Raw genomic sequence first — 24,446 nt, 5'->3', positions numbered from 1 at the left:
AAACCGTCCCTAGGTGTGGCGGTCCCGCATGGCGGCGATGGCTTCTCGGTAGCTGGCCAGAGGACGACCCGCAAAGCGCTCCTTCAGCCCCCTGCCGCAGAAGGCGATGCGCTCGGCCGCACCTTCGGCCATGAAGGGCTCCATGCCCATTTCGCGCAGGGTTTGCGCCACTTCGCGCATTTCATCGGCGCGGCGCTCGCCGTGCTCGACGGTACGCGCCAGGAACTGCGTGGCCCAGCTCTGCCAGTCGGGGCCGGGATAGCCTTCCTGCACTTTCTCCAGCACCTTGTCGCCCACGCCATAGCGTTCGGCGGCCAGCAGGCATTCGAGGAACAGGGCCTCCAGCCCCTTGACCAGAATGCTGCGGAACATCTTGGTGGCCGAGGCCCGGCCCAGCTCGGGTCCCAGGTTCTCCACCGCCATGCCCATGGCGTTGGCCTGCACGGTGAAGTCCGCTGCGCCCGGCCCGCAGGCAAATATGGGCGTCTGCTGACGCCTCTTCGCCACGTTCGTCATGATGGCGCCCTCGACGAAGCATGCACCGCTGGGCGAGATGGCGGCCGCGATGGCCTGTTTGGTCTCCGGCGACACCGAGTTCAGGTCGACATAGAGCTGGCCCGCACGCAGCGATGCGCTGGCTTCTTGCGCGACGTCGAGTGCCGCACGGGCCACGACGGTAGACAGCACGATGTCCGCCTTCTGCACCAGGTCCGCAACGCGGTCCACCCACTGCACGCCGAACGCCGCGGCCTGAGCACAGCGCGGATGCTCAGATCCTCGCGCGAGCAAAGGGTCAAAGGCCAGGACACGGGCCGCACCGCCTTCGGCCAGACCGCAAGCCATCAGCGAGCCGGCCTCGCCAAAGCCAATGAAACCCACCGAGGGTGATGACGTCGTCGGCATGGGGTTTAAATATTCATTCACCCGCAAGGGCTTTCAATTCAGAAATGAGATCTGACGCAAGCGGGATGCCATTTTCCATCCGCTGTTTCCTGAAGTTCATTTCATACTCCCCGGGCACAAGAACCCGGTCACAGCCAACCGCCGGCGTCGATTGCCGGACTTGATCAACCAGATGCTGGGCAAGGCCTGTGAAGCGATCAATACCACCGATTTTTTCGGGGTCGATGGCGATGAAAATATCGCCTTTGGATCCACTCTGGCGCATGTCAAAAGTTCCTCTGACATCTTTGCCCACGGCCGTTCCAGACAATGCGCCACAGAGGATGTCCACGAAGAACGACAGTCCCGAACCTTTAGGCCCACCAACCGGGAGCAAGGCACCGGCAAGCGCCTGATTCGGGTCGGTCGTGGGTTGGCCGCGTGAATCAACGGCCCACCCTTCCGGTATGGCCGCTCCGGCCCGCTGAGCCAGCACCACTTTCCCCCGTGCCACGACCGAAGTCGACATATCCAGGAAAACCGGGCCAGACAACGTGGGGCAGCCGATGGCCAGCGGATTCGTGCCAAAAACCTTCTCTGCAGACCCATGGGGCGCAACGCCAGATTCCGTATTGGTCGCGATGATTCCAATACAGCCAGACCTTGCCATCAATTCCGCATAGAACCCCAGCATGCCGATATGCGATGCATTCTTAACGGATACCATGGCAATTCCGTAATCACGCGCCTGGCGGACGGCAAGATGGCATGCATACTCGGCAACCACCGGCCCCAGGCATTGCCCCCCATCAAGCCAGATGGCCGATGAACAATCATTCAACGCCCTGGGCAAAAAACGGCTCTTGATGGCACCGGAGGAAATACCCTCAATCCATTTAGGAATACGGATCACTCCGTGTGAATCATGCCCGCGCGCATTCGCTTCCACCAGCACCTCGCTGGTGATGTTCGCCTCATCGGCGGGAACGCCATGACGCATGAATACACGCGTTGCAAGCTGCCGCATTTCTTCATAGGCAATCGTGGATTCCATCTTCAGTCCTGATATTTATTTGATTTGACGCCAAGGACGTCCATATTGAAAAGATAAGCCACCATCATGGGCAGCGAGATCGAAACCAGGAGCAACACGCTCATGGCCGAGGACACAGCGGCGCGGTCATTGTCCAGTTGCTGAAAAATTTCGACGACCAACGTCGACCAGCCACTCGAATACAGCACCAGCGTGGCGGGGAACTCAGAAAGTGTCGTGACCCAGATCAGCGTAGCCGCAGCCAGGATGGCCGGCGCCATCACCGGAACAATCACACGGAAAAAGGTCTGGAAGGGCCGCATGCCCAGACTGATGGCCGCCTCCTCAATGGAATCGCGCAAGCCGTGCAAAGCGCCAACCGCCGAGCGAACGCCAAACGGAACGCGGCGCCAGAAATACGCCAACACCAAAATGAAAGGCGTTCCCGTCAGCACCAGCCAGCCATGATTGAACGACGCGATCAGTGCGATCCCCAGCACCGTGCCGGAAACGGCCAAAGGTACAGTCAACAGCATGTCCAGCAGAGCGGTCAGACGAGAAGGTTTCTTGACGATGCAATAGGCAACCGCCGTCGCGAAGACGGTCCCCAGCAAGGTGGAGATCGTGGCCAGCTTGAGCGAATTGATCCAGGCGGGGCCGGCAATATCCAGTGCGCGCCGAAAGTTCTCCAATGTGAAGGTTCCGTAACTCAGCGTCGGCCCCGCCGCTTCACTGACCGACGACACCAGAACGCTACCCAGCGGCACTGCGCTGAAGGCAATAAATCCCAAAGCAATCGCTTGAATGGCCCATCTCATCCCGCCGCGTGCCGGAACCGCGGCAACCGAACGACCGGACTCCATGCGGAAGTCTCGCCCTGCCATGACTCGCCGCTGGAGCCATAGCGCCAGCAAGGCGACGGCAACCAGCACCGTCGCCATCGAGGAATACACCAAGGGGTTGCCGCCCCGCTCACTGAGGAATTCGTTGTAAATCGCCACCGACATGACGGGCACCCGCAAGCCCAGCACAGCAGGAATGCTGAATTCGTTGATGACGTGGGTGAATACCAGCAAAGCGGACGCGAGCAAAGCGGGCAGCAACATCGGCAGGGTCACCCGCCAGAGCACACGTGATGGCGGCTCCCCCAAGCTCAGCGAGGCCTCCTCCAGGGAGCGATCCATGCTCTTGAAGCCGGGCAACAGGGTTACGAAGGCATAGGGATAGCTTTGCACTGTCAGCACCAGAATCAGCCCAAACCATCCATACAAAGAAGGCAAATAAATACTTCGATCCGCCAGCCAGTTGGTCAAGAATCCATCGTTACCGAGCACCAACATCCATGATTGCGCCACAACGATATCGGGCATCACCAATGCGACCATCGCAAGAATGCCCAATAAGGGCGCAAGACGAAAACGATACCGGGCCACCATCCATGCCAACAGTCCACCCAGCAACGTGGACAGCACGGTGACGCAAACGCCCAGTACCAGCGTGTTAAGCAATACCGTTGGGCGATGCAGGAAGAAATCACGGTAGCCCGCCAACGTCCAGCCCCCGGCTGACGTGCGGACACTGCCCACAAGCAGATCCGACAGCGGCCAGATCAACCCGGCAATGGTCACCATGAACGCCGCCATGCTGAGCCCCTGCCAGCCCTTCAGGCGCGTCAGGCGCATGCCTGCTCTCCTGGCAACAAGACAGCACAAGGCGGCAGCGGCAATTCGATTTCCGTGCCCGGCTCATACATTGCTTCGCCGTGTTCGCGTGGCGCGATCGCCTTGACCGGCGTGCCCGTGTAGAGATCAATCAAATAGGAAGCATGGCCGCCAAAGAATTCGCGACTCAACACCGTCCCACGTAACACGCCATGCTCCGTGCAGGTGCCAGCACGTGGGACCCAGGCTTGCGGGCGCACGCACAGTCGCCAGCCCTCATTTGGGATTCCCGCAGATCCCAGCGCCGACTCAAACTGCTGGCCAGCCAAGGTGTAGCGCGCACGACGGGGATTGACGAGCAAAGGCTGAGCCACTCGCAGCAAATTTGCTCCGCCTAGAAAATCCGCGGAAAAGACGCTGGCCGGGTGATCGTAGATTTCCTGCGGCGTCCCCACCTGCTCCATGCGGCCCCGCGTCAGCAAGGCAATGCGGTCTGAAATAGCCAACGCCTCGTCCTGGTCATGCGTCACGAACAGCGTGGTAATCCCGAACTCTTTCTGAACTTCACGAATTACCTGGCGCAGCTCCAAGCGCAACTTGGCATCAAGCGCCGACAGCGGCTCATCCAGCAAAAGAATACGTGGCTCAATCACCAGTGCTCGCGCCATTGCCACGCGTTGGCGCTGGCCGCCGCTCAGAGCAGCAGGACGGCGATCGGCCATGCCAGACAAGCCCATACGCGCGAGCATGGCCTCGACCTTGATGCGGATCGCATGCTTCTCCACATGACGGGCACGCAATCCAAACGCCACGTTGTCGAACACCGAGCGATCGGGAAACAAAGCGTAGTCTTGAAACACCATCCCGATGTTTCTCGCATGGGGAGGCTGATCCGTCACGTTTTCATCGTCGAACATCAGTTGCCCTGCGCTCGGCTGTACGAAGCCCGCAATCAGGCGCAACAGCGTGGTCTTGCCACAACCGCTGGGACCGAGCAGCGAAAACAATTCACCAGACGGAATCGTCAGATCCAAAGGCTCCAAAGCCCGAACCTCACCGTAGCGACATTCAATACCCCGCAAACTCAATGTCGTCATGGCTTACTTTCCCTGATGAACCTTTTTCCAACGCTCGATATAGGCGGCATGGTTATTGGTGGAAAGTTGCTCTTCAATCGGCAGCAGCGTCAGATTCTTAGAACTTGGAACGGGAGCAATGGCAGCAACATCTATATCACCGCGACTGGGGCGACGATAAGTTGCCGCCAGCACACGTTCACGCCCCTTTTTCGACGCCAGGTAGTCATACAGCAAACGAGCGCCATCTGCGTTCTTGCCTCCCTTCACAATCGCAGTCGTGAAATAGGAGACAAACACACCATCCTTTGGATAGACCACATCAATGTTCTTGGCACCGTTCCGCACATAGTCCATGGCGAGGTATTCCGGTGTTATTGAAATTGCAAACTCACCCCGCGCCACCCCAGTATTCACTGCACTGGATGTCGCAACAGTCGAGGCATTGCGCGCCAATGAGTCCGCGGCGGTCTTGCCGAAGAAGTGATTGACTCCAGCCAGTTGCTCATAAGCTGAACTGGATTGCTCGGGATTACCCATGATGATCTTGCCCTCCCAAGCAGGAGTCAGCAGATCCTTCCAGCTTTGCGGCATCTTCGCCCCCTTTAGGGCGCGCGTATTGACCAGGAATACATGCAAATGGCTTTCAATCGCCAACCAGCGATTTTCCAATCCGATCAACTTCCTGTCGTAGGCTGCCGCTTCAGGAGAAAGGTATGGCTCCAGCAAATCTTTATAGAGAGGCAAGACTCCCGGGGTACCCGCCCAAATGATGTCCGCCTGGGGGTTCCCAGCTTCCGCCTTGAGGCGCTGAAGCAAGGAACCGCTACCGGCTCGAACCACGGACACCTTGATGTTGGGATATTCAGTTTCGAAGCCGCTAACGACGGCGTCGATGGCCTGGGTGCTGACAGACGAGTACAACACCACGTCCTTGGCCATGACAGTCGTGCAAGCAAGGGAGAAAAGAACGGCAGCCCCAATTGTTTTTTCAAGTGAATTCAGTATCAATTTAGACACAAATCCACAAAATACCCGAATATCCATTTCGATCTTTCTTTCTTGAGAAAATCAAACATAAGCTTTTCTCATGCTAGAAATCGATAATGAAAATTCCATTACACCGGAGGAAATGTCATGACTGTTCCTGCCTCATCGATGAGTATTTTTGATGGTGAGGCGATCAAGTCCCGGCGACGCGCCCGGTGAGGCCGAGCCGAACGGGGCAAACGCGGAGGCGGCAACACCACCTTCAACGCGCGGACGGCCATTTGCGCGGCTCAGATCTCAAGACAGGCTGGGGCGCCAAGCGGCCCATGCGCGGCGCCAGGACTTGAGCACGCATTGATGCGCCAAGCCGGGGGGGCGTCCATGGCGGTGCCCGGTCGATCATCATGCCGGCCGCCCCGCTGCGTTGCGGCCGAAGGCCTTGGGGCCGTGGGATCGTCGCGAAGCCTTGCGCGGGGAGGCAACAAAAAACCCCGCAAGCCGATGACTTGCGGGGTCTGATGGTGGTGGGCGGTGCAGGGTTCGAACCTGCGACCCCTGCCGTGTGAAGGCAGTGCTCTACCGCTGAGCTAACCGCCCGGTATTCGTGGCGATCATGGCGCATGAAGCGCTGGGGCAAGACATCCCGACAATGCCGGGTCTGGTGGGCGGTGCAGGGTTCGAACCTGCGACCCCTGCCGTGTGAAGGCAGTGCTCTACCACTGAGCTAACCGCCCGGTCTTGCGTCGCGCGTTGCTTTATCGCGAACCGGGAAAGAAAGAGATTATGCCATGGATTTTGTTGCCGTGACAAGAAGCGGCCGGCTCAAGCCGCTGACGCCTCGGCCGGCTTCCACAGGCATTTGCCGCCGCTGGCCTTGTCCAGGTCGGCCAGCACGGCCTCGTGGGCTTGCAGCTCTTCGGCCGTCGGCACCAGCACCGGCAGGTTGAAGAGCGCGAAGTCCACCGCCTCCATCTCCTGCTCGCCGCCCTGCCCGCCGTTGCCGCTGCCAGCCTCGTCAATCACCAGCGAGTCTTGGCCGCGCGTCAGGCGGATGTAGACCTCGGCCAGCAGCTCCGCATCCTTCACGGCGCCGTGCAGTTCGCGGTTGCTGTTGTCCACCTCCAGGCGGCGGCACAGCGCGTCCAGCGAGTTGGCCTTGCCGGGGAACATGTCGCGCGCCATCAGCAGCGTGTCCAGCACGCTCGAGACCACCTCGTGCAGCAGCGGCCGCCCGCAGCGCTTCAGTTCGGCGTTGATGAAGCCGACGTCGAAGGCCGCGTTGTGGATGACCAGCTCGGCGCCCTTCAGGAAGTCCAGCAGCTCGTCGACCACCTCGGCGAACTTGGGCTTGTCGGCCAGGAATTCCTCGCTCAGGCCGTGGACCCGGAAGGCCTCCTCGGGCATGTCGCGCTCGGGGTTCAGGTAGAAATGCAGATGGCGCCCGGTCAGCTGCCGGTTCAGCATCTCGACACAGCCGATATCCACCACGCGGTCCCCGCTCTCGGGATTCAGGCCGGTGGTTTCGGTGTCAAAAAAGATCTGTCTCATGGTCGGGAGTGGCCTTCAGCGCGTGAAGGCCTATTGTCGCCGCCGGCGGTGCCCGCACCGCGCGGCCGGCCTGCAACACTCAGCGGGACTGGCGGCGGTAGGCCCAGACCATCATCGCGATGCCGATCACGATCATGGGCAGGCTCAGCCATTGGCCCTGGCTCCAGCCCAGCGCACGCAAGCCCAGGAAGTCGTCCGGCTCGCGGAAATACTCGGCGACGAAGCGCGCCACGCCATAGCCCGTCAGGAACAGCCCGGACACCGCGCCCAGGGGCCGCGGCTTGCGCGCGAACCACCACATCACGACGAACAGCAGCAAGCCCTCGCCGAGGAACTGGTAGATCTGGCTGGGATGACGCGGCAGGTTGCTGCCGGACTGCGGGAAGATCATCGCCCAGGGCAGGCTGGGGTCGGCCGCGCGGCCCCACAGCTCGCCGTTGATGAAGTTGCCCAGCCGGCCCGCCGCCAGCCCGGTGGGCACGCAGGGCGCCACCAGGTCGGCCACGGTGAAGAAGCTCCAGCCCTTGCGGCGGGCGAACAGCGCCATTGCGAGGATCACGCCCAGCAGTCCGCCGTGGAAGGACATGCCGCCCTTCCACACCGCCAGCACTTCGCCCAGATGCTGCAGGTAGTAGTCAGGCTTGTAGAACAGCACATAGCCCAGGCGCCCGCCCAGCACCACGCCCAGCACGCCGAAGAACAGCAAGTCGTCGACGTCGCGGCGCGTCCAGCCCATCTGGGCGTTCCAGGGCCTGGCCACCTGGCGGCCGGCCAGCCACAGGAAAAGGCCGAAGGCGGTCAGGTACATCAGTCCGTACCAATGGATGGCCACGGGCCCCAGCTGCAGGGCCACCGCGTCGAAGCGGGGATGTACCAGCATGTTCAAGTCACTCTCGTTCAGAAGCGGCGAATCATAGGCGAGGCACACCGGCCCCGGCCGACAGGCGGCGGCTCATCCCAGTTCCTGCAGGCGCTTGCGGCAGTCCTCGATGTTGTTGGGGCTGGCACGGCGGCTGGCGATGTAGCGCTCGTAGGCGGCGCGTGCCTGGGCCTTGTCGCCCATGGCCTGCCAGGCCATGCCGATGCGGTGGTCCAGCGCCAGCGAGTCCGCGCCCTCCATCTGGCGGGCGCGCTCGAAGCTGGCGATGGCCTGCTCATGCCGGCCCATCGCGTCCAGCACGCGGCCCAGCCCATAGGGGCCCATGGCCTGGCGCGGCTGCTCCTTGATCAATTGCTCGAACCAGGCCTGCGCCCGGTCCAGCTCGCCCTGGAACATCCACTCGCGCCCCAGCTCGGACCACAGCAGGCGCAGCTCCAGCAGCAAGCCGGGCTTGTTGCTGCGCACCGCGCGCAGTTCGCGCTCCATCGCCACCCAGTCCTTGCGATGGGCCGCGATGCGTGCGCGCAGCAGACGCTGCTCGTCGGCGTCGCGCGCCTCCTGCACCAGCGCGCGGGCGCGCTCCTCGCCGCCACCGGCCATCGCCGGCAGCGCCAGGTAGAGCTGGGCCAGCGCGCTGCGCGCTTCATTCATCTCGGGTGCGCGATCCAGCGCGCGGCGCAGCAGGTCGCGCACCTTGCCGACCTGCGACAGCATCTTCAGCTTGCTGCCCTGGCGCGCCTGCAAGGACAGGCCCAGCGCCTGCGCGTACGAGCAGGCCGGCTCGGGCTGGGCGCGCTGCTGGCAGCGCTCCAGCGCCTGCAGGGCCTGGCGCAGCGGCGCGGGATCGGCCAGGTCCAGCACGCCCAGCGTCCAGGCCACAGCAGCCTGCGGATCGTCGGGCTGGGACTTCAGGCGGCGCTGCGCCGCCTGCTCCAGCAGATCGGCCTGGCCGGCGTCCAGCAGGGCCTGCAAGGCCGGGTCCTTGAACACCACGGCCTGTGCCGACGGCATCAACGCGGCACTCGTCAACAGGGCGGCCAGCGTAAGGCGCAGGCGGGGATGGAAAAACAGACTCACTCCAGCACTCCTCGTATCGATGGCCGCGGGCGCCCCGACGCATGGGGGTCAGGACGCCAGCGCCGCGCGCACATGGTCCACGAAACGGCTCACCACAGGGGCCGCGGGTTCTTTCCAGATCAGGCTGGTCTCGCTTTGCGGCGGATCGCCGGCCAGCTCCAGGTAACGCACGCCGGGCCGCTGCAGCGCACAGACCGAGCGCGGCACCCAGGCCACGCCCATGCCGGCGGACACCAGGTTGACGATGGTCTGCATCTGATTGGCTTCCTGGGCGATCTGCGGCGTCGCGCCATGCGCGCGATAAAAACCCAGCAGCGCATCGAACAGTGAGGGCGCGATCTCGCGGGGGAACACCACCAGCGGCTCGGCCAGCAGACGCGCCAGCGCGGGGCGCCGGCCCAGCCCCCAGTCCTCCGCATGGGCCAGCACCATGGGCTCCATGCCGATGGACAGGCGGGCGAAACCGGGCGGCACCGCGTCCGGCGCATGGATCACGAAGCCGGCGTCCAGGTCGCCGCGCTCGAAGCCTTGCTGCTGCACATCCAGCGTGGCCTCCAGCAGGTTGAGCGCGACACCCGGATGCTGCTCGCGAAAGCCGCGCAGCCAGCGCGGCATCTCGCCATAGCCGACGGTGGAGACGAAGGCGAGGCTGAGCCGCCCCTGCTCGCCGCTGGCCGCGGCGCGCACGCGCTGCGGCAGCTGGGTCGCCAACTCCATCAGGCGCGTGCCTTGCTCCACCAGCGCCTGCCCCGCCGGCGTCAGCGCGACGACACGCCGACCGCGCTCCAGCAGCGCCACCCCCAGCTGCGCCTCCAGCTTCTGAATGGCCAGGCTCAGCGGCGGCTGCGTCATGTGCAGGCGCTCCGCCGCGCGGCCGTAATGCAGTTCCTCGGCCAGCACCAGGAACTGGCGCAGGCTGCGAAGCTCGATCATGAGGATTGATACATTCCACAAATCAAATCCACGGTCACTATATATTGGACCCTAGGGTTTGCGCTCGGGATACTTGCAAGAATCTGTTCAACCCTTTCGGATGCCAGACATGAGTTCCAGCCCCGCCAACCGCCGCTCCAAGAACATCACCGAGGGCGTGGCCCGCGCGCCCAACCGTTCGATGTATTACGCCCTGGGCTACGAGGCCGGCGACTTCGACAAGCCGATGATCGGCGTGGCCAACGGCCATTCGACGATCACGCCCTGCAATTCCGGTCTGCAGCGCCTGGCCGATGCCGCCGTCGAAGGGCTGAAGGCGGCCGGCGCCAACCCGCAGATCTTCGGCACGCCGACGATCAGCGACGGCATGGCCATGGGCACCGAGGGCATGAAGTACTCGCTGGTCTCGCGCGAGGTCATCTCCGACTGCGTCGAGACCTGCGTCGGCGGCCAGTGGATGGACGGCGTGATGGTGATCGGCGGCTGCGACAAGAACATGCCCGGCGGCATGATGGGCATGCTGCGCGCCAACGTGCCGGCGCTGTACATCTACGGCGGCACCATCCTGCCCGGCAAGTACAAGGGCCAGGACCTCAACATCGTCAGCGTCTTCGAAGCCGTGGGCCAGTTCAGCGCCGGCAAGATGAGCGAAGAGGACTTCTGCGAGATCGAGAAGCGCGCCATCCCCGGCAGCGGCTCCTGCGGCGGCATGTACACGGCCAACACCATGAGCTCCTCCTTCGAGGCGCTGGGCATGAGCCTGCCCTACTCCTCCACGATGGCCAACGTCGAGAACGAGGTGGTGGACAACGTCAAGAAGGCCGCAGGCGTGCTGGTGGAGGCGGTGAAGAAGGACCTGAAGCCGCGCGACATCGTCACCAAGAAGGCGATCGAGAACGCGGTGGCGGTGATCCTGGCCACCGGCGGCTCCACCAACGCGGTGCTGCACTATCTGGCCATCGCCCACGCGGCCGGCGTCGAATGGACCATCGACGACTTCGAACGCATGCGCAAAAAGGTGCCGGTGCTGTGCAACCTCAAGCCCAGCGGCCAGTACCTGGCGATCGACCTGCACCGCGCCGGTGGCATTCCCGCGGTGATGAAGGAGCTGCTCAAGCACGGCCTGCTGCACGGCGACGCGATGACCATCACCGGCAAGACCGTGGCCGAGAACCTGGCCGAGGTGCCGGACCTGTCGCCGGACCAGGACGTGATCCGCCCGGTCGGCGATCCGCTCTACGCGCAGGGCCACCTCGCCATCCTCAAGGGCAACCTGGCCACGGAAGGCTGCGTGGCCAAGATCACCGGGCTGAAGAACCCCGTGATCACCGGCCCGGCGCGCGTGTTCGACGACGAACAGTCGGCGCTGGCCGCCATCATGGCCGGCAAGATCCAGGCCGGCGACGTGATGGTGCTGCGCTACCTGGGCCCCAAGGGCGGTCCCGGCATGCCGGAAATGCTGGCGCCCACCGGCGCGCTGATCGGCCAGGGCCTGGGCGAGAGCGTGGGCCTGATCACCGACGGCCGCTTCTCGGGCGGCACCTGGGGCATGGTGGTCGGCCATGTGGCGCCCGAGGCCTATGAGGGCGGCGCGATCGCGCTGGTACAGGAAGGCGACACCATCACCATCGACGCCCACCAGCTGCTGCTGCAGCTGCATGTGGACGACGCGGAACTGGCGCGCCGGCGCGCGGCCTGGGTGCAGCCGGGGCCGCGCTACACCCGCGGCGTGCTCGCCAAGTTCGCGAAGAACGCCGCCAGCGCCAGCCACGGCGCGGTGCTGGACCGCTTCGAGTAAGCGCGCCGCGACATCGAAGGCCGCGGCGGCAGCGAGCCGCCGCTCGCCAGACGCGCCAGATGTGCCGGGTGCGCCGGTCTCAGCGCCGGCGCTTGCTCTTGTCGCCCTGCCCCAGCGCCTCCAGCGCTTTCTGGCGGCGCGCGTCCTTCTTCTGGTCCATGCGCCGCATGGCCTCGCGCTGGGTGTAGCCGAACTTGTCGGCGAAGGCCCACCAGATCGTGGCCAGTGGAAACGGCGCCAGCACCAGCCACCAACTCCACTGCGCCACCGGTCCGATCTCGCCGACTTTGAGCAAGATCATGAGGACCCCAATCACCACAAACCACATCGCACACTCCCAGTGCTGTTGTTCCTGCCAGCGCAGGGCTGCAACCGTAGAATCTTCGCCAGCCCGAGCGGGCTTGGGCCTGCTCGGCACCAACCCAGGACTGACCCCGGACCTGACCCGAAAGGATGCCATGAAATACGCCCTGATCGCCCTGACCGCAGCCACCCTGATGGCGGCTCCGTCCGCCTACGCCAGCCAGGATCTGGCGCAGAAGAAGAACTGCATGGCCTGCCATGCCCTGGACAAGAAGCTGGTGGGCCCGGCCTACAAGGACGTCGCGGCCAAGTACGCCAAGGACAAGGACGCCGTGAAGAAGCTGGCCGAGAAGATCGTCAAGGGCGGCTCCGGCGTCTGGGGCCCCGTCCCCATGCCCGCCAACACCCAGGTCACGCCGGCCGAAGCCGAGACCCTGGCCAAGTGGGTCCTGACGGTCAAGTAAGCCCTCTCCGCCGGCCCCTCAAGGGGCGGGCTCGCCAGACCGGCCAAGAGCCGGATCGGCGAGCCTCGGTGGCTGAATCAAGGCCCGCCACTGGCGGGCCTTTCCATTGGGGCGGCGCCGCGCCCCGTTGCCGAGCCGGCAGAAGCAAGTCAGAAGTAAAGAGGCCCGCCAATGGCGGGCCTCGAAGTCTCCAGCGACGCCCGAGGAGCCGGGCGGGGGTGTGGTCAGTACGCCTGGCCCAGTTGCTCCAGGATGGCCGGGTTCTCCAGCGTGCTGGTGTCTTGCGTGACGCTCTCGCCCTTGGCGACCGAGCGCAGCAGGCGACGCATGATCTTGCCGGAACGGGTCTTGGGCAGGTTGTCGCCGAAGCGGATGTCCTTGGGCTTGGCGATCGGGCCGATCTCCTTGGCCACGTGATCGCGCAGCTGCTTGGCGATGGCCTTGGCCTCATCGCCGCTGGGACGCGGACGCTTGAGCACGACGAAGGCGCAGATCGCCTCGCCGGTGGTGTCGTCGGGACGGCCCACCACCGCGGCCTCCGCCACCAGCTCGGTGCAGCTGACCAGCGCGGACTCGATCTCCATCGTGCCCATGCGATGGCCCGAGACGTTCAGCACGTCGTCGATGCGGCCGGTGATGGTGAAGTAGCCGGTCTTCTCGTCGCGGATCGCGCCGTCGCCGGCCAGGTAGTAGCCGCGCAGTTCGGACGGGTAGTAGCTCTTCTTGAAGCGCTCCGGATCACCCCAGATGGTGCGAATCATGGACGGCCAGGGCTTCTTGACGACCAGGATGCCACCCTGCCCGTTGGGCACGTCGTTGCCCAGCTCGTCGACGATGGCCGCCGTGATGCCCGGGAAGGGCAGCGTGCAGGAGCCCGGCACCAGCGTCGTCGCGCCCGGCAGCGGCGTGATCATGTGGCCGCCGGTCTCGGTCTGCCAGAAGGTGTCGACGATGGGGCAGCGGCCGCCGCCCACATGCTGGTGGTACCACTCCCAGGCTGCCGGGTTGATGGGCTCGCCCACCGAGCCCAGCAGGCGCAGCGAGGACAGGTCGTAGTTCTTGGGATGGACCGCCTCGTTGGTCTCGGCGGCCTTGATCAGCGAGCGGATCGCGGTCGGCGCGGTGTAGAAGATCGTGACCTTGTGGTCCTGGATCATCTTCCAGAAGCGGCCGGCGTCCGGATAGGTGGGCACGCCTTCGAAGACGATCTCGGTGCCGCCCAGCGCCAGCGGGCCGTAGGTGATGTAGGTATGGCCGGTGACCCAGCCGATGTCGGCCGTGCACCAGAACACGTCGCCGTCCTTCAGGTCGAAGGTCCACTTGGTGGTCAGCGCCGCATGCAGCAGATAGCCGCCGGTGCTGTGCTGCACGCCCTTGGGCTTGCCAGTGGAGCCCGAGGTGTAGAGCAGGAACAGCGGATGCTCGGCCTCCACCCACTCGGGTTCGCATTGGCTGCTCTGCCCTTCGGTCAGCTCATGCAGCCACTGATCGCGGCCGGCGACCCAGGCGATGCTGCCGCCGGTGCGCTTGTACACGATCACGTCGCGCACGGTGGGGCAGCTGTTGTCGGCCAGCGCCTCGTCAACGATGGCCTTCAGCGCCAGCGCCTTGCCGCCACGCTGCTGTTCGTCGGCGGTGATCACCATCACCGCGCCGGCATCCTGCACGCGGTCGCGCAGCGACTGCGCCGAGAAGCCGCCGAACACCACGGAGTGGGTGGCGCCGATGCGCGCGCAGGCCTGCATCGCGACCACGCCCTCGATGGACATGGGCATGTAGATGACCACGCGGTCACCCTTCTTGACGCCGCGCGCCTTCAGCGCGTTGGCCAGTTGCGCGACGCGCAGCAGCAGCTGCGCATAGCTGACCCGGGTGACCTCGCCGCCATCGGCCTCGAAAATGATCGCGGTGCGATCGCCGCGGCCCGCCTCGACGTGGCGGTCCAGGCAGTTGTAGGAGACGTTCAGCAGCCCGTCGTCGAACCACTTGAAGAACGGCGCCTGGCTCTCGTCCAGCGTGCGGGTGAAGGGCTTCTTCCAGCTCAGCAACTCGCGCGCCAGGCGGGCCCAATAGCCGGCGTAGTCGGTCTCGGCTTCCTTGCACAGCGCGTCATAGGCCGCCATGCCCGCGACGTGGGCGCTGGCTGCCAGGGCTGCGGGTGGGGGATAGTGCTTGTCGCTCATGGCCTTTGTCTCCGTGCCCGGCGCGGGCTGCTGCATGTCTAACGGCGGACTCTGTGGGTCCAGGGTTGTCGGGAACTGTGCGATTTCACACTGACGAAGCCCTTACTCTTGTACAAGACCGCCAGTGCGAACCGGCTGGGGTTCACCCTAGTCGGATCCCCGCATTCTGACCTCGTACCTCGGTGTTACCGGCCGGGCTTCCCTAGAATCGCGCGTTTGCCGCCCCTGACCCACGGAACTTCATGACACAGAACGCCATCACCAAACTGGGCCCCCTGCCCGCGCTGATCTTCGGCAGCCGCTGGCTGCAGCTGCCGCTCTATGTCGGCCTGATCCTCGCGCAGGCGGTCTATGTGTTCCAGTTCTGGACCGAGCTGGTGCACCTGATCGAGGCCGCCTTCGGCCACCAAGACGCGCTGGCCTCGCTGGTCAAGAGCATTGGCTACAAGGCCGCCGCGATCAAGGATGCGAGCGGCAACACCATCGGCTACGAGCCCATCGCCAAGATCAACGAGACCATCATCATGCTGGTGGTGCTGGGCCTGATCGACGTGGTGATGATCTCCAACCTGCTCATCATGGTGATCGTCGGCGGCTACGAGACCTTTGTGTCGCGCATGCGCCTGGAGGGCCATCCGGACCAGCCCGAATGGCTCAGCCATGTGAACGCCTCGGTGCTCAAGGTCAAGCTGGCCACCGCCATCATCGGCATCTCGTCCATCCACCTGCTCAAGACCTTCATCAACGCCGACAACTACACCGAGAAGACGCTGATGTGGCAGACCATCATCCACATCGCCTTCCTGTTCTCGGCGCTGGCGATCGCGCTGACCGACCGCCTGCTGTCCCACGGCGCCGGCGACGACGCGCATTGAAGGGCGTCGGGCCAACGGCCCGGCCCACAAGAGAAAACCGCCCGAGGGCGGTTTTTTCATGGGCGCTCGTCGCTCAGCGGGCCGGCCGCCGCGTCAGGATCAGCGTGCCCAGCAGCCCCGACAGCAGCGACCCGCCCAGCACGCCCAGCTTGACGCGTGTGTCGTAGTCGCCGTCCAGCCCCGCGAAGGCCAGGCCGCCGATGAACAGACTCATCGTGAAGCCGATGCCGCAGAGCACGCAGACGCCGAAGAACTGCACCCAGTCCGCGCCGCGCGGCTTCTCGGCCAGGCCCAGGCGGATCATCAGCCAGGACGCACCGAACACCCCCACTGCCTTGCCCAGCAGCAGCCCCAGCGCGATGCCCAGCGAGATCGGATGCAGCAAGTCGGCGAGCTTGAGCCCCGCCAGCGACACCCCCGCGTTGGCGAACGCGAACATCGGCAGGATCAGGAAGGCCACCCAGGGATGCAGCCCGTGCTCCAGGTCCTCGGCCGGCGAACCGCCCTTGCCGTCGCTGGACGGGATGAAGAGCGCCGTGGCCACGCCGGCCAGCGTCGCATGCACGCCGGACTTCAGCACGCAGGTCCACATCACCAGGCCCAGCACGATGTACAGGTCCACCCGCATCACGCGCGCGCGGTTCAGCGCGAACAGCGCCAGCAGGCACAACAGCGCCCCGCCCAGCATGGGCAGCGACAGCTGGTGGGTGTAGAACAGCGCGATCACGACAATGGCGCCCAGGTCGTCGATGATGGCCACCGCGGTCAGGAAGACCTTCAGCGAGGCCGGCACCCGCGCACCGAGCAGCATCACGATGCCCAGCGCGAAGGCGATGTCCGTCGCCGCCGGAATGGCCCAGCCGCGCAGCGGGACGGCCTCGCCCCAGTTCACCGCGGCATAGATCAGCGCCGGCACCGCCATGCCGCCCAGCGCCGCCACCGCCGGCAGCACCGCCTGCGAGCGCTGCGACAGCTCGCCATGGACGAACTCACGCTTGATCTCCAGCCCGACGAGGAAGAAGAACACCGCCATCCACAGGTCATTGACCCAGACGATCAGCGGCTTGGCCAGCACCAGCCAGTCGCCGCCGATGCGCAGCTCGCCGGGGAACTGCGTGAAGGACTGGTACCAGCCGCCGAGGCCGGAATTGCTGACCAGCAGCGCCGCCAGCGCGGCCATCGCGAGCACGATGCCGCCCGCGGACTCCATGGCAAAAAACCGTTGCAGGGAACGCCGGATCACGGGCTGGACCTCCTCTCATGTCTGGGCTTCAGTACACTGGCAGGCTGTGCGGCCTTGTACCGCGAGCCCGTCCCCGCCTTGCGGCGGAGACTGATCCCGGCACACTTCAGCACCATGCAAGCCAAGGGCGGGATGATGCACCAGTTCCGCGGCATCGCCCGCCCGCCAGCCTCCCTTGTCCACGGACTCGCACCATGAGCACACAGATTCGATACGCTGACCTGGTTGACAGCGTCGCCGCCGCGCTGCAGTACATCTCGTACTACCACCCCGCCGACTACATCCAGCACCTGGCGCGCGCCTACGAGCGCGAGCAGAGCGCGGCCGCGAAGGACGCGATCGCGCAGATCCTGACCAACAGCCGCATGTGCGCCGAAGGCCGCCGGCCGATCTGCCAGGACACCGGCATCGTCAACGTCTTCCTGAAGATCGGCATGGATGTGCGCTGGGTGGACTTCCCCGGCTCCATCCAGGACGCCATCAACGAGGGCGTGCGCCGCGCCTACAACCACCCGGACAACAAGCTGCGCGCCTCCGTGCTGTCCGACCCCATCTTCGAGCGCAAGAACACCAAGGACAACACGCCGGCCGTGGTCTTCATGGAGGTGGTGCCGGGCAACACCGTGGACATCACCGTCGCGGCCAAGGGCGGCGGCTCGGAGAACAAGAGCAAGGTCTACATGCTCAACCCCAGCGACAACATCGTCGACTGGGTGCTGAAGACCGTGCCCACCATGGGCGCCGGCTGGTGCCCGCCCGGCATGCTGGGCATCGGCGTGGGCGGCACGGCCGAGAAGGCGGCGCTGCTGGCCAAGGAAGCGCTGATGGACGACATCGACATGTACGAGCTGCTGCAGCGCGGCCCGCAGAACAAGCTCGAAGAGCTGCGCATCGAGCTGTATGAGAAGGTCAATGCGCTGGGCATCGGCGCGCAGGGCCTGGGCGGCCTGACCACGGTGCTGGACGTCAAGATCAAGACCTACCCCACGCACGCCGCGTCCAAGCCCATCGCGATGATCCCGAACTGCGCCGCCACCCGCCATGCGCACTTCGTGCTGGACGGCTCCGGCCCCAGCTACATCGAGCCGCCCAGCCTGGACCTGTGGCCCGACGTGCACTGGGCGCCCGACTACAACAAGAGCACCCGCGTCGACCTGAACACCCTGACCAAGGAGCAGGTGGCCAGCTGGAAGCCCGGCCAGACCCTGCTGCTCAACGGCAAGATGCTCACCGGCCGCGATGCCGCGCACAAGCGCATCCACGACATGCTGGCCAAGGGCGAGAAGCTGCCGGTCGATTTCACCAACCGCGTCATCTACTACGTCGGCCCGGTCGACCCGGTGCGCGACGAGGTGGTCGGCCCGGCCGGCCCCACCACCGCCACGCGCATGGACAAGTTCACCCGCATGATGCTGGAGCAGACCGGCCTGATCGCGATGGTGGGCAAGGCCGAACGCGGCCCGGTCGCGATCGACGCCATCCGTGACGCCAAGAGCGCCTACCTGATGGCCGTCGGCGGCGCCGCCTATCTGGTCTCCAAGGCCATCAAGGCGGCCAAGGTCGTCGGCTTCGAAGACCTGGGCATGGAGGCCATCTACGAGTTCGACGTGGTCGACATGCCGGTGACCGTGGCGGTCGATGCCGGCGGCACCAGCGCCCACCAGACCGGCCCGGCCGAATGGCAGGCCAAGATCGGCAAGATCCCGGTGGCCGTGGCCTGAGGCCGACAGCCCCGAAGCGAAGCCGCCGCAAGGCGGCTTTTTTTCGCCCCGGGGGCGCTCAGTTCTCGGGCTTGGCCACCGCGTCAGGCGCCGTGGCGGGCAGCGCGGGCTCGGGCTCCCGGCGCGCGTCCAGGCCCCAGCTCATCCAGTCCTCGCCGAACAGCTCGGACGGATGCGGCGTGGCGATGCTGCCGTTGCCGCATTGCAGCGAGTCGGCGGGGCAGTACTTGTCGCAGCCCCAGCAGATGCGGCCGGGGTTGGCGGGTTGGATCGGGAATTTTTTGGCCATCGCGGAGGCCGGCCGCGCCCTGCGCCCGCCGGTCCCGACAGCATGCGCACGCGTCGCCAGCATGGATTTGACCCGCCTCAAGCGGAAGCTCCGTCGGCCCGCATGGCCCTACCCCCGCCCCGGCTGACTCCTGAGCGACGCCCGCCCGGGGTGCGGCGCGCTAGCATCCGGCCTCCAGCACCACGAGGAGAACGCGATGACCCTGCGCACCTATGCCGCCCTTGCCCAGGGCGGCCCGCTGCAGCCCTTCAGCTACGACCCCGGCCCGCTGGGCGAGGAAGAGGTGGCGATCCGCGTCGAGCATTGCGGCATCTGCCATTCGGACCTGGCGATGATCGACAGCGAATGGTTCCCCGCCAGCTATCCGGTCGTGCCTGGCCACGAGGTGGTGGGCACCATCACCGCGGTGGGATCCCGGGTCAAGGGGCGCGAGGTCGGGCAGCGCGTGGGCGTGGGCTGGCACACCAGCAGCTGCAGCCACTGCAACTTCTGCCTGTCCGGCGAGCAAAACCTCTGCGGCCAGCGCCAGCCCACCATCATCGGCCGCCATGGCGGCTTCGCCGAGGCCCTGCATGCGCACTGGAGCTGGGCCGTGCCCATCCCCGCCGGTCTGGACCCGGCCGCGGTCGGGCCGCTGATGTGCGGCGGCGGCACGGTCTTCCTGCCCTTCCAGCTGCATGCGATCAAGCCGACCGATCGCGTCGGCGTGGTCGGCATTGGCGGGCTCGGGCATCTGGCCGTGAAGTTCGCGCGCGCCTGGGGCTGCGAAGTCACCGCCTTCACCTCGTCGGCCGCCAAGCGCGAGGAAGCACTGGCGCTGGGAGCGCACCGCACGGTCTCCAGCGTGGACCGCGCGGAACTCAAGAGCGTGGCCGGCCAGCTCGATTTCCTGCTCGTCACCGTTGGCGCCACGCTGGACTGGGACTCGCTGATCGCGACGCTGGCGCCCAAGGGCCGGCTGCACCTGGTCGGCGTGGTCACCGACAAGCTCAACCTCAAGAGCGGCGGCCTGCTGAGCTGGCAGCGCAGCCTGTCGGCGTCACCGACCCCGGCGCCCGGCACGCTGGCGCGCATGCTGGACTTCGCCGCGCGCCACCAGATCCTGCCGCAGGTGGAGCGCTTCCCGATGAGCCGCGTCAACGAGGCGCTGGACCACCTGCGCGCCGGCAAGGCGCGCTACCGGGTGGTGCTGGACGCGGACTTCTGAGCCGTCACCTCACTTGTAGAGCACTTGCTGGCGCAGGTCGTTGAGCATCGGCTGCAAGGCCTCGCGGTATGCCGCGATGACCTCCGGCGAGCAGACGTTTGACGGCATGCGATCGGCAATGCGGCGCTTCACATGCAGCAAGCGCCCTTCCAACCGGTAGCTGCTCTCATAGCTGACCAGCGGCCCGTTGTAGGCGGTATCCGTCGGTATCGACAACACCTGCATGTTCTCGGGCAGGGTGATCTCGTAGGTTTCCTCAGAGGCAGAGGAGAAACACAGGACCGCATGGTCCGGAGCTGGCTGAAGCGCCGCGTGGGCATAGGCCGGCACAGGCGCCGGGCTGAACAGCATGGGGCCGATGCCAAAGGCGCCGGCTGCCCCGGTGCGCAACAGCGGCTGGGTTTTGAAACTGGCCTCGTACTCGAACTGGTCCGTGCGCTGTTGCGGATCGCTGTAGCGCTTCATTTGACCGTCAGCCGGGATGCGCGCCGATTCGAAGTGGCGCTTGACCATGCCGTCTCGCTGGTCCTGGCTGAGTGATTTGAAGCCCACGCGCAGCATCTGACCGAAGCGCGCCTCGGCCGTTATCCGGACCTCGCCCTCGAAACTGCCATCAGCCCCAATGCGATAGCGCGCGTCCATCGTCTGGCGGGCGCGGCCATCATCGCCGGGCGTGCGCGCCGGAACGTCCGCACTGGCGGCCAGCACGGGCTTGTCCTGAACACTCAAGGGCAATTGACCAAACGGCGCATCCGGGTCGGTCGAATCCAGGAAGAGCCCGAGCGACGGGAGATAGTTGATGACATGGTTCACCATGCTGAGAACGGGAACCTCAGGCAATGCATAGAGGTTGCCTGAGTTCACCAGCACTTGGTGACTGGGAATGCCCTTGGCGGCCAGCAAGGCCTGCAGCAGGGTCGTGTGGTCCTTGCAGTCGCCCATGCGGTTGTCCAGCACCACACCCAGGTCACGCGGCACGACCGCGCCGATGCCCACGCAGTTGCCCGCATAGCCGATCTCTCGCGACACCCAGTCATACAGCAGATTCGCTTGCGCCTTGGGTCCCTCAGCTCCCGCCGTGATCTGATCGGCCAGGGCCTGGATACGGGGCGTGACCACGGCCTTGGGCTCGGCACGCTCCACGTAGCGCTGCGCGATGTCGCGCGGGCTCTCGAAACTTGACACGGCATACCCAGGCTCGGTGCCCTGCGCGTAGACCGAGTAGTCGCGGCGCTCGTTCACCAAGGCCTGCGGCTGGGCAAGCGTCCAGCGCAGCAGCTGGCGGGCGCCCTGCTCCTGGCGGCTAAAGCCCATGTGCCAGTTGGCGAACTGCAGCTTCATCTTGCGCGGCGCGTCCACGGTGATGTCCACCTTGTCGAAGGCGACGCTGCGCGAGAACTCCGCGACCCGCGAAAAATGTCCGGGAAACAGCGGCTGGCGCGTCACGATGCGATAGCTGATTTCCGCTGCATCGCCGACCTGCAGATCCGGAAACACCACGGCCGTCTCGTTCCAGTCGCTGAACAGCGCCGCGGCGCCGCTGCGGCCAGACGCCGTCTTCAGCTGATAGTTGCTCTTGGGCACCACCAATTTGCGCCCGTTGGCCTTGCGGGTAAAGGCTTCAACGATCTCGAGCCGTTGCGCGCTGGCACTGTGGCTGATGGAGTATTTGCGGACATGGTCCGCCTCATCGGCCTTGAGCAGCCGGTTGACCTGTCGATAGTGGCTCACTTCGCTGCCATCCTCAGCTACCACATGGCGCTCGACATACTGCTCAACCCGCGCCCCCAGATCGGTGGCGACCCGCTGCGGTGTCGATGCCGCCCAGGCGGAAATAGCCAAGACCATTCCCGCCAAGCCACTCACACAGTTCCTCCAACCTTTCTTCATATCGACCCTCCCTGGTCTGTATGTCTGTATTTATGAGCGATGGACCGCTTCACCCGGTGGCGGCATTGCATGATGCAACACCCGCTGCGGGAACGGAATGTCGATGCCCAGCTCGTTGAGCAGGCGCAGGATGGCGAGGTTGGCGTCCGAGCGCGGGCCGCCCTGGCCGTTCTCCGGGTCGCCGATCCAGAAGTAGACCGTCAGCTCCAGGCCGTCGGCCGCGAAGTTGCTCAGCTGCACCGAGGGCCCGGGGTCCTTGAGCACGCGCGGCACCTGGCTCACGCGCTCGACGATGCGCGGCATCAGTGCCTCCACGTCGGTGCCGTAGGCGACCTGCACCACGGTGGACAGCAGCACGCGCGGATCGGTCAGAGAGAGGTTCTCCACGCGCGTGGTCATCAGGGTCTCGTTGGGCACGATGGCCTCGCGCCCGCCCAGCGCACGGATCACGGTGTAGCGCGTCTTGATGTCGCTGATGCGGCCTTCGAAGTTGTCCACGCGCACCATGTCGCCGATGCGCAGCGAGCGCTCGGCCAGGATCACGAAGCCCGAGACATAGTTGGCCGCCAGCTTCTGCAGGCCAAAGCCGATGCCCACGCCCACCGCGCCACCCAGCACCGACAGCGCCGTCAGGTCGATGCCCGCCACCGACAGCGCGACGATCAGCCCCAGGAACATCAGCGCGGCCCGGGTCAGGTTGACCGCGATCTTGCGCATGGACAGATCGATGTTGGCGTTGCGCATCAGCTTGGCCTCGATCACCGAGGACAGCCACAGCACCAGCACCAGCACCAGCGCCGCCGAGAAGCCGCCCTCGATCACGTCGCGCGCGGTGACCTTGGTGGCGCCGATCTTGACGGTGATGCCGTCCAGATCGCTCATCAGCATGGGCAGCACGCCGGTGATCCACAGGATGGAGCCACCCCAGGCCAGCCAGGACACGCTGCGCTCGATCAGGCCGGCCCAGCGCGAGGCGGGCAGCGCCGCGCGCAGCACGCGCGCGAACAACCGGATCACCACCAGCGAGATCATCACCGGGATGATCAGCTTGAACACCGCGACCGGCAGCCCCATCATCGGCATGCTGCGCCGCGCCAGGATGGCCAGCAGCAGCGCCAGCACCGGAAACAGCACGCCGTCCACCGCGTGCTGGCCGAAGAGCACCGAGTTGGCGTCATGCTGCGGCATGCGGCGCTTGAGCGCCGAAACCACCAGCCAGGACAGACCCAGGCAGGCCACGGTCAGGCCCAGTTCGATCAGGGACGAGGGTTTCAGGAAGGAGGCCAGCAAGGCCTCCAGCTTGTCGAAGCTCAGAGCATTGGTCATCGGAAGGCAGGCCCGCGCGAGGCGCGGGAGGGTGAGGCAACAGCAGGCGCCGCCGGCGGCGCGCGCAAGCCGCTCACGCGCGGCTCACACGCCGGCGAGCGCGCGCAGATGCGCGCCCACGCTGCGCGCCAGGGCCCCCAGATGGTAGCCCCCTTCGAGCACCGAGACGACGCGGCCGCGGGCGTGGCGCTGCGCCACGTCCATGATGCGCAGCGTGAACCATTCGTAATCGGCCTCGGTCAGCCCCAGCTGGCCCATGTCGTCCTCGCGGTGGCCATCGAAGCCGGCGGAGATGAAGATCATCTCGGGCCGGAACTCCTCCAGCGCCGGGAACCACTGCGCCTCGCACATCTCTCGGATGTCCATGCCCCGCGTGTAGGGCGGCACCGGGATGTTGACCATGTTGGTGCCCTTGGGCACCGCGCCGCTGTAGGGAAAGAGCGGGTCCTGGAAGATGGAGACCATCAGCACGCGGTCGTCGCCGGCGAGGATGTCCTCGGTGCCGTTGCCATGGTGGACATCGAAGTCCACCACCGCGACGCGGCGCAACCCGCGGTTGTCCAGCGCGTGGCGCGCGGCGATGGCGACGTTGTTGAAGAAGCAAAAGCCCATGCTCTGGTCGCGCGTCGCATGATGACCCGGCGGACGCACGGCGCAGAACGCGTTGCTGGCCTTGCGGTCCAGCACCAGGTCGGTGGCCTGCACCGCGGCACCGGCCGAGCGCAGCGCGGCCGCCCAGGTGTGGGGCATGGCCACGGTGTCGGGGTCCACCGCGCGGCTCTCGCCGGTGCTGGCCAGCGACTGCAGCAGATCGGCCAGCTCGGCCACATAGCCGTGGGTATGCGCCAGCTCCACGGTGCGCAGGTCCACCTCGGTCGCGTCCACGCGGGTCAGCGCGGCATCCATGCCATGCACGATCAGCCAGTCTTCGATCGCGTCCAGCCGTTGCGGGCATTCCGGATGGCCCGGTCCCATGTCGTGTCGGCGGCAGGCAGGATGGCTGAGATAGGCGGTGGACATCGTGCTCATCGCGCCCTGACGGCGCCACATTTCGGTTAACGTGAAGG

The 24,446-nt window shown here is 65.5% G+C and carries 21 protein-coding genes and 2 tRNA genes; 5 read left to right on the top strand and 18 right to left on the bottom strand.

Annotated elements, in window-relative coordinates; translation table 11 throughout:
* Window positions 1-9: 9 nt before the first annotated feature.
* The 11 genes from LZ017_RS02905 to LZ017_RS02855 form a co-directional block, all read right to left on the bottom strand.
* The gene (locus LZ017_RS02905) at window positions 10-903 is read right to left on the bottom strand and encodes a DUF1932 domain-containing protein (RefSeq protein WP_241298526.1); all 894 of its coding nucleotides are present in this window, start codon (window positions 901-903) and stop codon (window positions 10-12) included.
* Between the two features lie 13 nt (window positions 904-916).
* Window positions 917-1,936 carry an Ldh family oxidoreductase gene (locus LZ017_RS02900; RefSeq protein ID WP_241298525.1) on the bottom strand — a complete coding sequence of 340 codons (1,020 nt, stop codon included), beginning with the start codon at window positions 1,934-1,936 and terminating at the stop codon, window positions 917-919.
* Between the two features lie 2 nt (window positions 1,937-1,938).
* Window positions 1,939-3,597: an iron ABC transporter permease gene (locus tag LZ017_RS02895; protein WP_241298524.1), complete on the bottom strand. Its 1,659-nt coding sequence runs from the start codon at window positions 3,595-3,597 to the stop codon at window positions 1,939-1,941.
* Entirely contained in the window at window positions 3,588-4,673 is a 1,086-nt protein-coding gene (locus LZ017_RS02890) for an ABC transporter ATP-binding protein (protein WP_241298523.1), read from the bottom strand. The genes LZ017_RS02895 and LZ017_RS02890 overlap by 10 nt, the downstream gene beginning before the upstream one ends.
* Before the next feature lie 3 nt (window positions 4,674-4,676).
* Window positions 4,677-5,699 (bottom strand): extracellular solute-binding protein, encoded by a 1,023-nt coding sequence (locus LZ017_RS02885; protein ID WP_241298522.1) that lies wholly within the window; start codon window positions 5,697-5,699, stop codon window positions 4,677-4,679.
* A gap of 465 nt (window positions 5,700-6,164) precedes the next feature.
* Window positions 6,165-6,239: transfer RNA gene (locus LZ017_RS02880), tRNA-Val, on the bottom strand.
* 62 nt (window positions 6,240-6,301) lie between these two features.
* Window positions 6,302-6,376 (bottom strand) — tRNA-Val (locus tag LZ017_RS02875).
* 88 nt (window positions 6,377-6,464) lie between these two features.
* Window positions 6,465-7,190: a DNA polymerase III subunit epsilon gene (gene dnaQ, locus LZ017_RS02870; RefSeq protein WP_241298521.1), complete on the bottom strand. Its 726-nt coding sequence runs from the start codon at window positions 7,188-7,190 to the stop codon at window positions 6,465-6,467.
* Between the two features lie 79 nt (window positions 7,191-7,269).
* Entirely contained in the window at window positions 7,270-8,070 is an 801-nt protein-coding gene (lgt, locus tag LZ017_RS02865; protein WP_241298715.1) for a prolipoprotein diacylglyceryl transferase, read from the bottom strand.
* 72 nt (window positions 8,071-8,142) lie between these two features.
* Window positions 8,143-9,147, bottom strand: coding sequence for a tetratricopeptide repeat protein (locus LZ017_RS02860; RefSeq protein ID WP_241298520.1), 1,005 nt, complete (start codon window positions 9,145-9,147; stop codon window positions 8,143-8,145).
* 48 nt (window positions 9,148-9,195) lie between these two features.
* Window positions 9,196-10,080 (bottom strand): LysR family transcriptional regulator, encoded by an 885-nt coding sequence (locus tag LZ017_RS02855; protein ID WP_241298519.1) that lies wholly within the window; start codon window positions 10,078-10,080, stop codon window positions 9,196-9,198.
* A gap of 109 nt (window positions 10,081-10,189) precedes the next feature.
* On the opposite strand from LZ017_RS02855, the gene ilvD reads away from it, so the two are divergent.
* Window positions 10,190-11,878: a dihydroxy-acid dehydratase gene (ilvD, locus tag LZ017_RS02850; RefSeq protein ID WP_241298518.1), complete on the top strand. Its 1,689-nt coding sequence runs from the start codon at window positions 10,190-10,192 to the stop codon at window positions 11,876-11,878.
* A gap of 79 nt (window positions 11,879-11,957) precedes the next feature.
* On the opposite strand, the gene LZ017_RS02845 is transcribed toward ilvD, so the two are convergent.
* Window positions 11,958-12,206: a TIGR04438 family Trp-rich protein gene (locus LZ017_RS02845; RefSeq protein WP_241298517.1), complete on the bottom strand. Its 249-nt coding sequence runs from the start codon at window positions 12,204-12,206 to the stop codon at window positions 11,958-11,960.
* Window positions 12,207-12,336: 130 nt separating this feature from the next.
* On the opposite strand from LZ017_RS02845, the gene LZ017_RS02840 reads away from it, so the two are divergent.
* Window positions 12,337-12,645, top strand: coding sequence for a c-type cytochrome (locus tag LZ017_RS02840; RefSeq protein WP_241298516.1), 309 nt, complete (start codon window positions 12,337-12,339; stop codon window positions 12,643-12,645).
* A gap of 224 nt (window positions 12,646-12,869) precedes the next feature.
* On the opposite strand, the gene acs is transcribed toward LZ017_RS02840, so the two are convergent.
* On the bottom strand, window positions 12,870-14,828 hold the full coding sequence (gene acs / locus LZ017_RS02835; protein WP_241298515.1) for an acetate--CoA ligase: 1,959 nt from the start codon (window positions 14,826-14,828) through the stop codon (window positions 12,870-12,872).
* Between the two features lie 242 nt (window positions 14,829-15,070).
* On the opposite strand from acs, the gene LZ017_RS02830 reads away from it, so the two are divergent.
* On the top strand, window positions 15,071-15,703 hold the full coding sequence (locus LZ017_RS02830) for a TIGR00645 family protein (protein ID WP_241298514.1): 633 nt from the start codon (window positions 15,071-15,073) through the stop codon (window positions 15,701-15,703).
* 73 nt (window positions 15,704-15,776) lie between these two features.
* Here the strand turns inward: LZ017_RS02830 and nhaA are convergent, their stop codons facing one another.
* Window positions 15,777-16,946, bottom strand: a complete 1,170-nt coding sequence (nhaA, locus tag LZ017_RS02825) for a Na+/H+ antiporter NhaA (protein ID WP_308194057.1) — start codon at window positions 16,944-16,946, stop codon at window positions 15,777-15,779.
* A 194-nt stretch (window positions 16,947-17,140) separates the two neighbouring features.
* On the opposite strand from nhaA, the gene LZ017_RS02820 reads away from it, so the two are divergent.
* Window positions 17,141-18,667 (top strand): fumarate hydratase, encoded by a 1,527-nt coding sequence (locus LZ017_RS02820; RefSeq protein WP_241298513.1) that lies wholly within the window; start codon window positions 17,141-17,143, stop codon window positions 18,665-18,667.
* Between the two features lie 58 nt (window positions 18,668-18,725).
* Here LZ017_RS02820 and LZ017_RS02815 read toward each other — a convergent pair whose 3' ends face one another.
* Complete coding sequence (locus LZ017_RS02815; protein WP_241298512.1) at window positions 18,726-18,956, bottom strand: DUF3079 domain-containing protein; 231 nt, start codon at window positions 18,954-18,956, stop codon at window positions 18,726-18,728.
* 196 nt (window positions 18,957-19,152) lie between these two features.
* On the opposite strand from LZ017_RS02815, the gene LZ017_RS02810 reads away from it, so the two are divergent.
* Entirely contained in the window at window positions 19,153-20,163 is a 1,011-nt protein-coding gene (locus LZ017_RS02810; RefSeq protein WP_241298511.1) for an NAD(P)-dependent alcohol dehydrogenase, read from the top strand.
* Window positions 20,164-20,172: 9 nt separating this feature from the next.
* Here the strand turns inward: LZ017_RS02810 and LZ017_RS02805 are convergent, their stop codons facing one another.
* From LZ017_RS02805 to LZ017_RS02795, 3 genes are all read right to left on the bottom strand, one after another.
* Window positions 20,173-22,053 carry a DUF3857 and transglutaminase domain-containing protein gene (locus LZ017_RS02805; RefSeq protein WP_241298510.1) on the bottom strand — a complete coding sequence of 627 codons (1,881 nt, stop codon included), beginning with the start codon at window positions 22,051-22,053 and terminating at the stop codon, window positions 20,173-20,175.
* A gap of 30 nt (window positions 22,054-22,083) precedes the next feature.
* Window positions 22,084-23,379, bottom strand: a complete 1,296-nt coding sequence (locus tag LZ017_RS02800; protein WP_241298509.1) for a mechanosensitive ion channel family protein — start codon at window positions 23,377-23,379, stop codon at window positions 22,084-22,086.
* Window positions 23,380-23,463: 84 nt separating this feature from the next.
* Entirely contained in the window at window positions 23,464-24,399 is a 936-nt protein-coding gene (locus LZ017_RS02795; protein WP_241298713.1) for a histone deacetylase family protein, read from the bottom strand.
* Window positions 24,400-24,446 lie beyond the last annotated feature (47 nt).

It is taken from the genome of Pelomonas sp. CA6, from assembly GCF_022549225.1.
Lineage (GTDB): Bacteria > Pseudomonadota > Gammaproteobacteria > Burkholderiales > Burkholderiaceae_C > Roseateles.
Note: the sequence above shows the minus strand (reverse complement) of the source record. Positions and strands in the feature narration are given on the sequence as shown.

Bases quoted from the DNA above. Each gene is read 5' to 3' on its own strand.
- LZ017_RS02905 (WP_241298526.1), bottom strand. From the start codon at position 903: ATGCCGACGACGTCATCACCCTCGGTGGGTTTCATTGGCTTTGGCGAG.
- LZ017_RS02890 (WP_241298523.1), bottom strand. From the start codon at position 4,673: ATGACGACATTGAGTTTGCGGGGTATTGAATGTCGCTACGGTGAGGTT.
- ilvD (WP_241298518.1), top strand. From the start codon at position 10,190: ATGAGTTCCAGCCCCGCCAACCGCCGCTCCAAGAACATCACCGAGGGC.
- dnaQ (WP_241298521.1), bottom strand. From the start codon at position 7,190: ATGAGACAGATCTTTTTTGACACCGAAACCACCGGCCTGAATCCCGAG.
- LZ017_RS02815 (WP_241298512.1), bottom strand. From the start codon at position 18,956: ATGGCCAAAAAATTCCCGATCCAACCCGCCAACCCCGGCCGCATCTGC.
- LZ017_RS02840 (WP_241298516.1), top strand. From the start codon at position 12,337: ATGAAATACGCCCTGATCGCCCTGACCGCAGCCACCCTGATGGCGGCT.
- LZ017_RS02805 (WP_241298510.1), bottom strand. From the start codon at position 22,053: ATGAAGAAAGGTTGGAGGAACTGTGTGAGTGGCTTGGCGGGAATGGTC.
- LZ017_RS02895 (WP_241298524.1), bottom strand. From the start codon at position 3,597: ATGCGCCTGACGCGCCTGAAGGGCTGGCAGGGGCTCAGCATGGCGGCG.
- LZ017_RS02885 (WP_241298522.1), bottom strand. From the start codon at position 5,699: ATGGATATTCGGGTATTTTGTGGATTTGTGTCTAAATTGATACTGAAT.
- lgt (WP_241298715.1), bottom strand. From the start codon at position 8,070: ATGCTGGTACATCCCCGCTTCGACGCGGTGGCCCTGCAGCTGGGGCCC.
- LZ017_RS02830 (WP_241298514.1), top strand. From the start codon at position 15,071: ATGACACAGAACGCCATCACCAAACTGGGCCCCCTGCCCGCGCTGATC.
- LZ017_RS02845 (WP_241298517.1), bottom strand. From the start codon at position 12,206: ATGTGGTTTGTGGTGATTGGGGTCCTCATGATCTTGCTCAAAGTCGGC.
- LZ017_RS02800 (WP_241298509.1), bottom strand. From the start codon at position 23,379: ATGACCAATGCTCTGAGCTTCGACAAGCTGGAGGCCTTGCTGGCCTCC.
- acs (WP_241298515.1), bottom strand. From the start codon at position 14,828: ATGAGCGACAAGCACTATCCCCCACCCGCAGCCCTGGCAGCCAGCGCC.
- LZ017_RS02820 (WP_241298513.1), top strand. From the start codon at position 17,141: ATGAGCACACAGATTCGATACGCTGACCTGGTTGACAGCGTCGCCGCC.
- LZ017_RS02810 (WP_241298511.1), top strand. From the start codon at position 19,153: ATGACCCTGCGCACCTATGCCGCCCTTGCCCAGGGCGGCCCGCTGCAG.
- LZ017_RS02900 (WP_241298525.1), bottom strand. From the start codon at position 1,936: ATGGAATCCACGATTGCCTATGAAGAAATGCGGCAGCTTGCAACGCGT.
- LZ017_RS02795 (WP_241298713.1), bottom strand. From the start codon at position 24,399: ATGTCCACCGCCTATCTCAGCCATCCTGCCTGCCGCCGACACGACATG.
- LZ017_RS02855 (WP_241298519.1), bottom strand. From the start codon at position 10,080: ATGATCGAGCTTCGCAGCCTGCGCCAGTTCCTGGTGCTGGCCGAGGAA.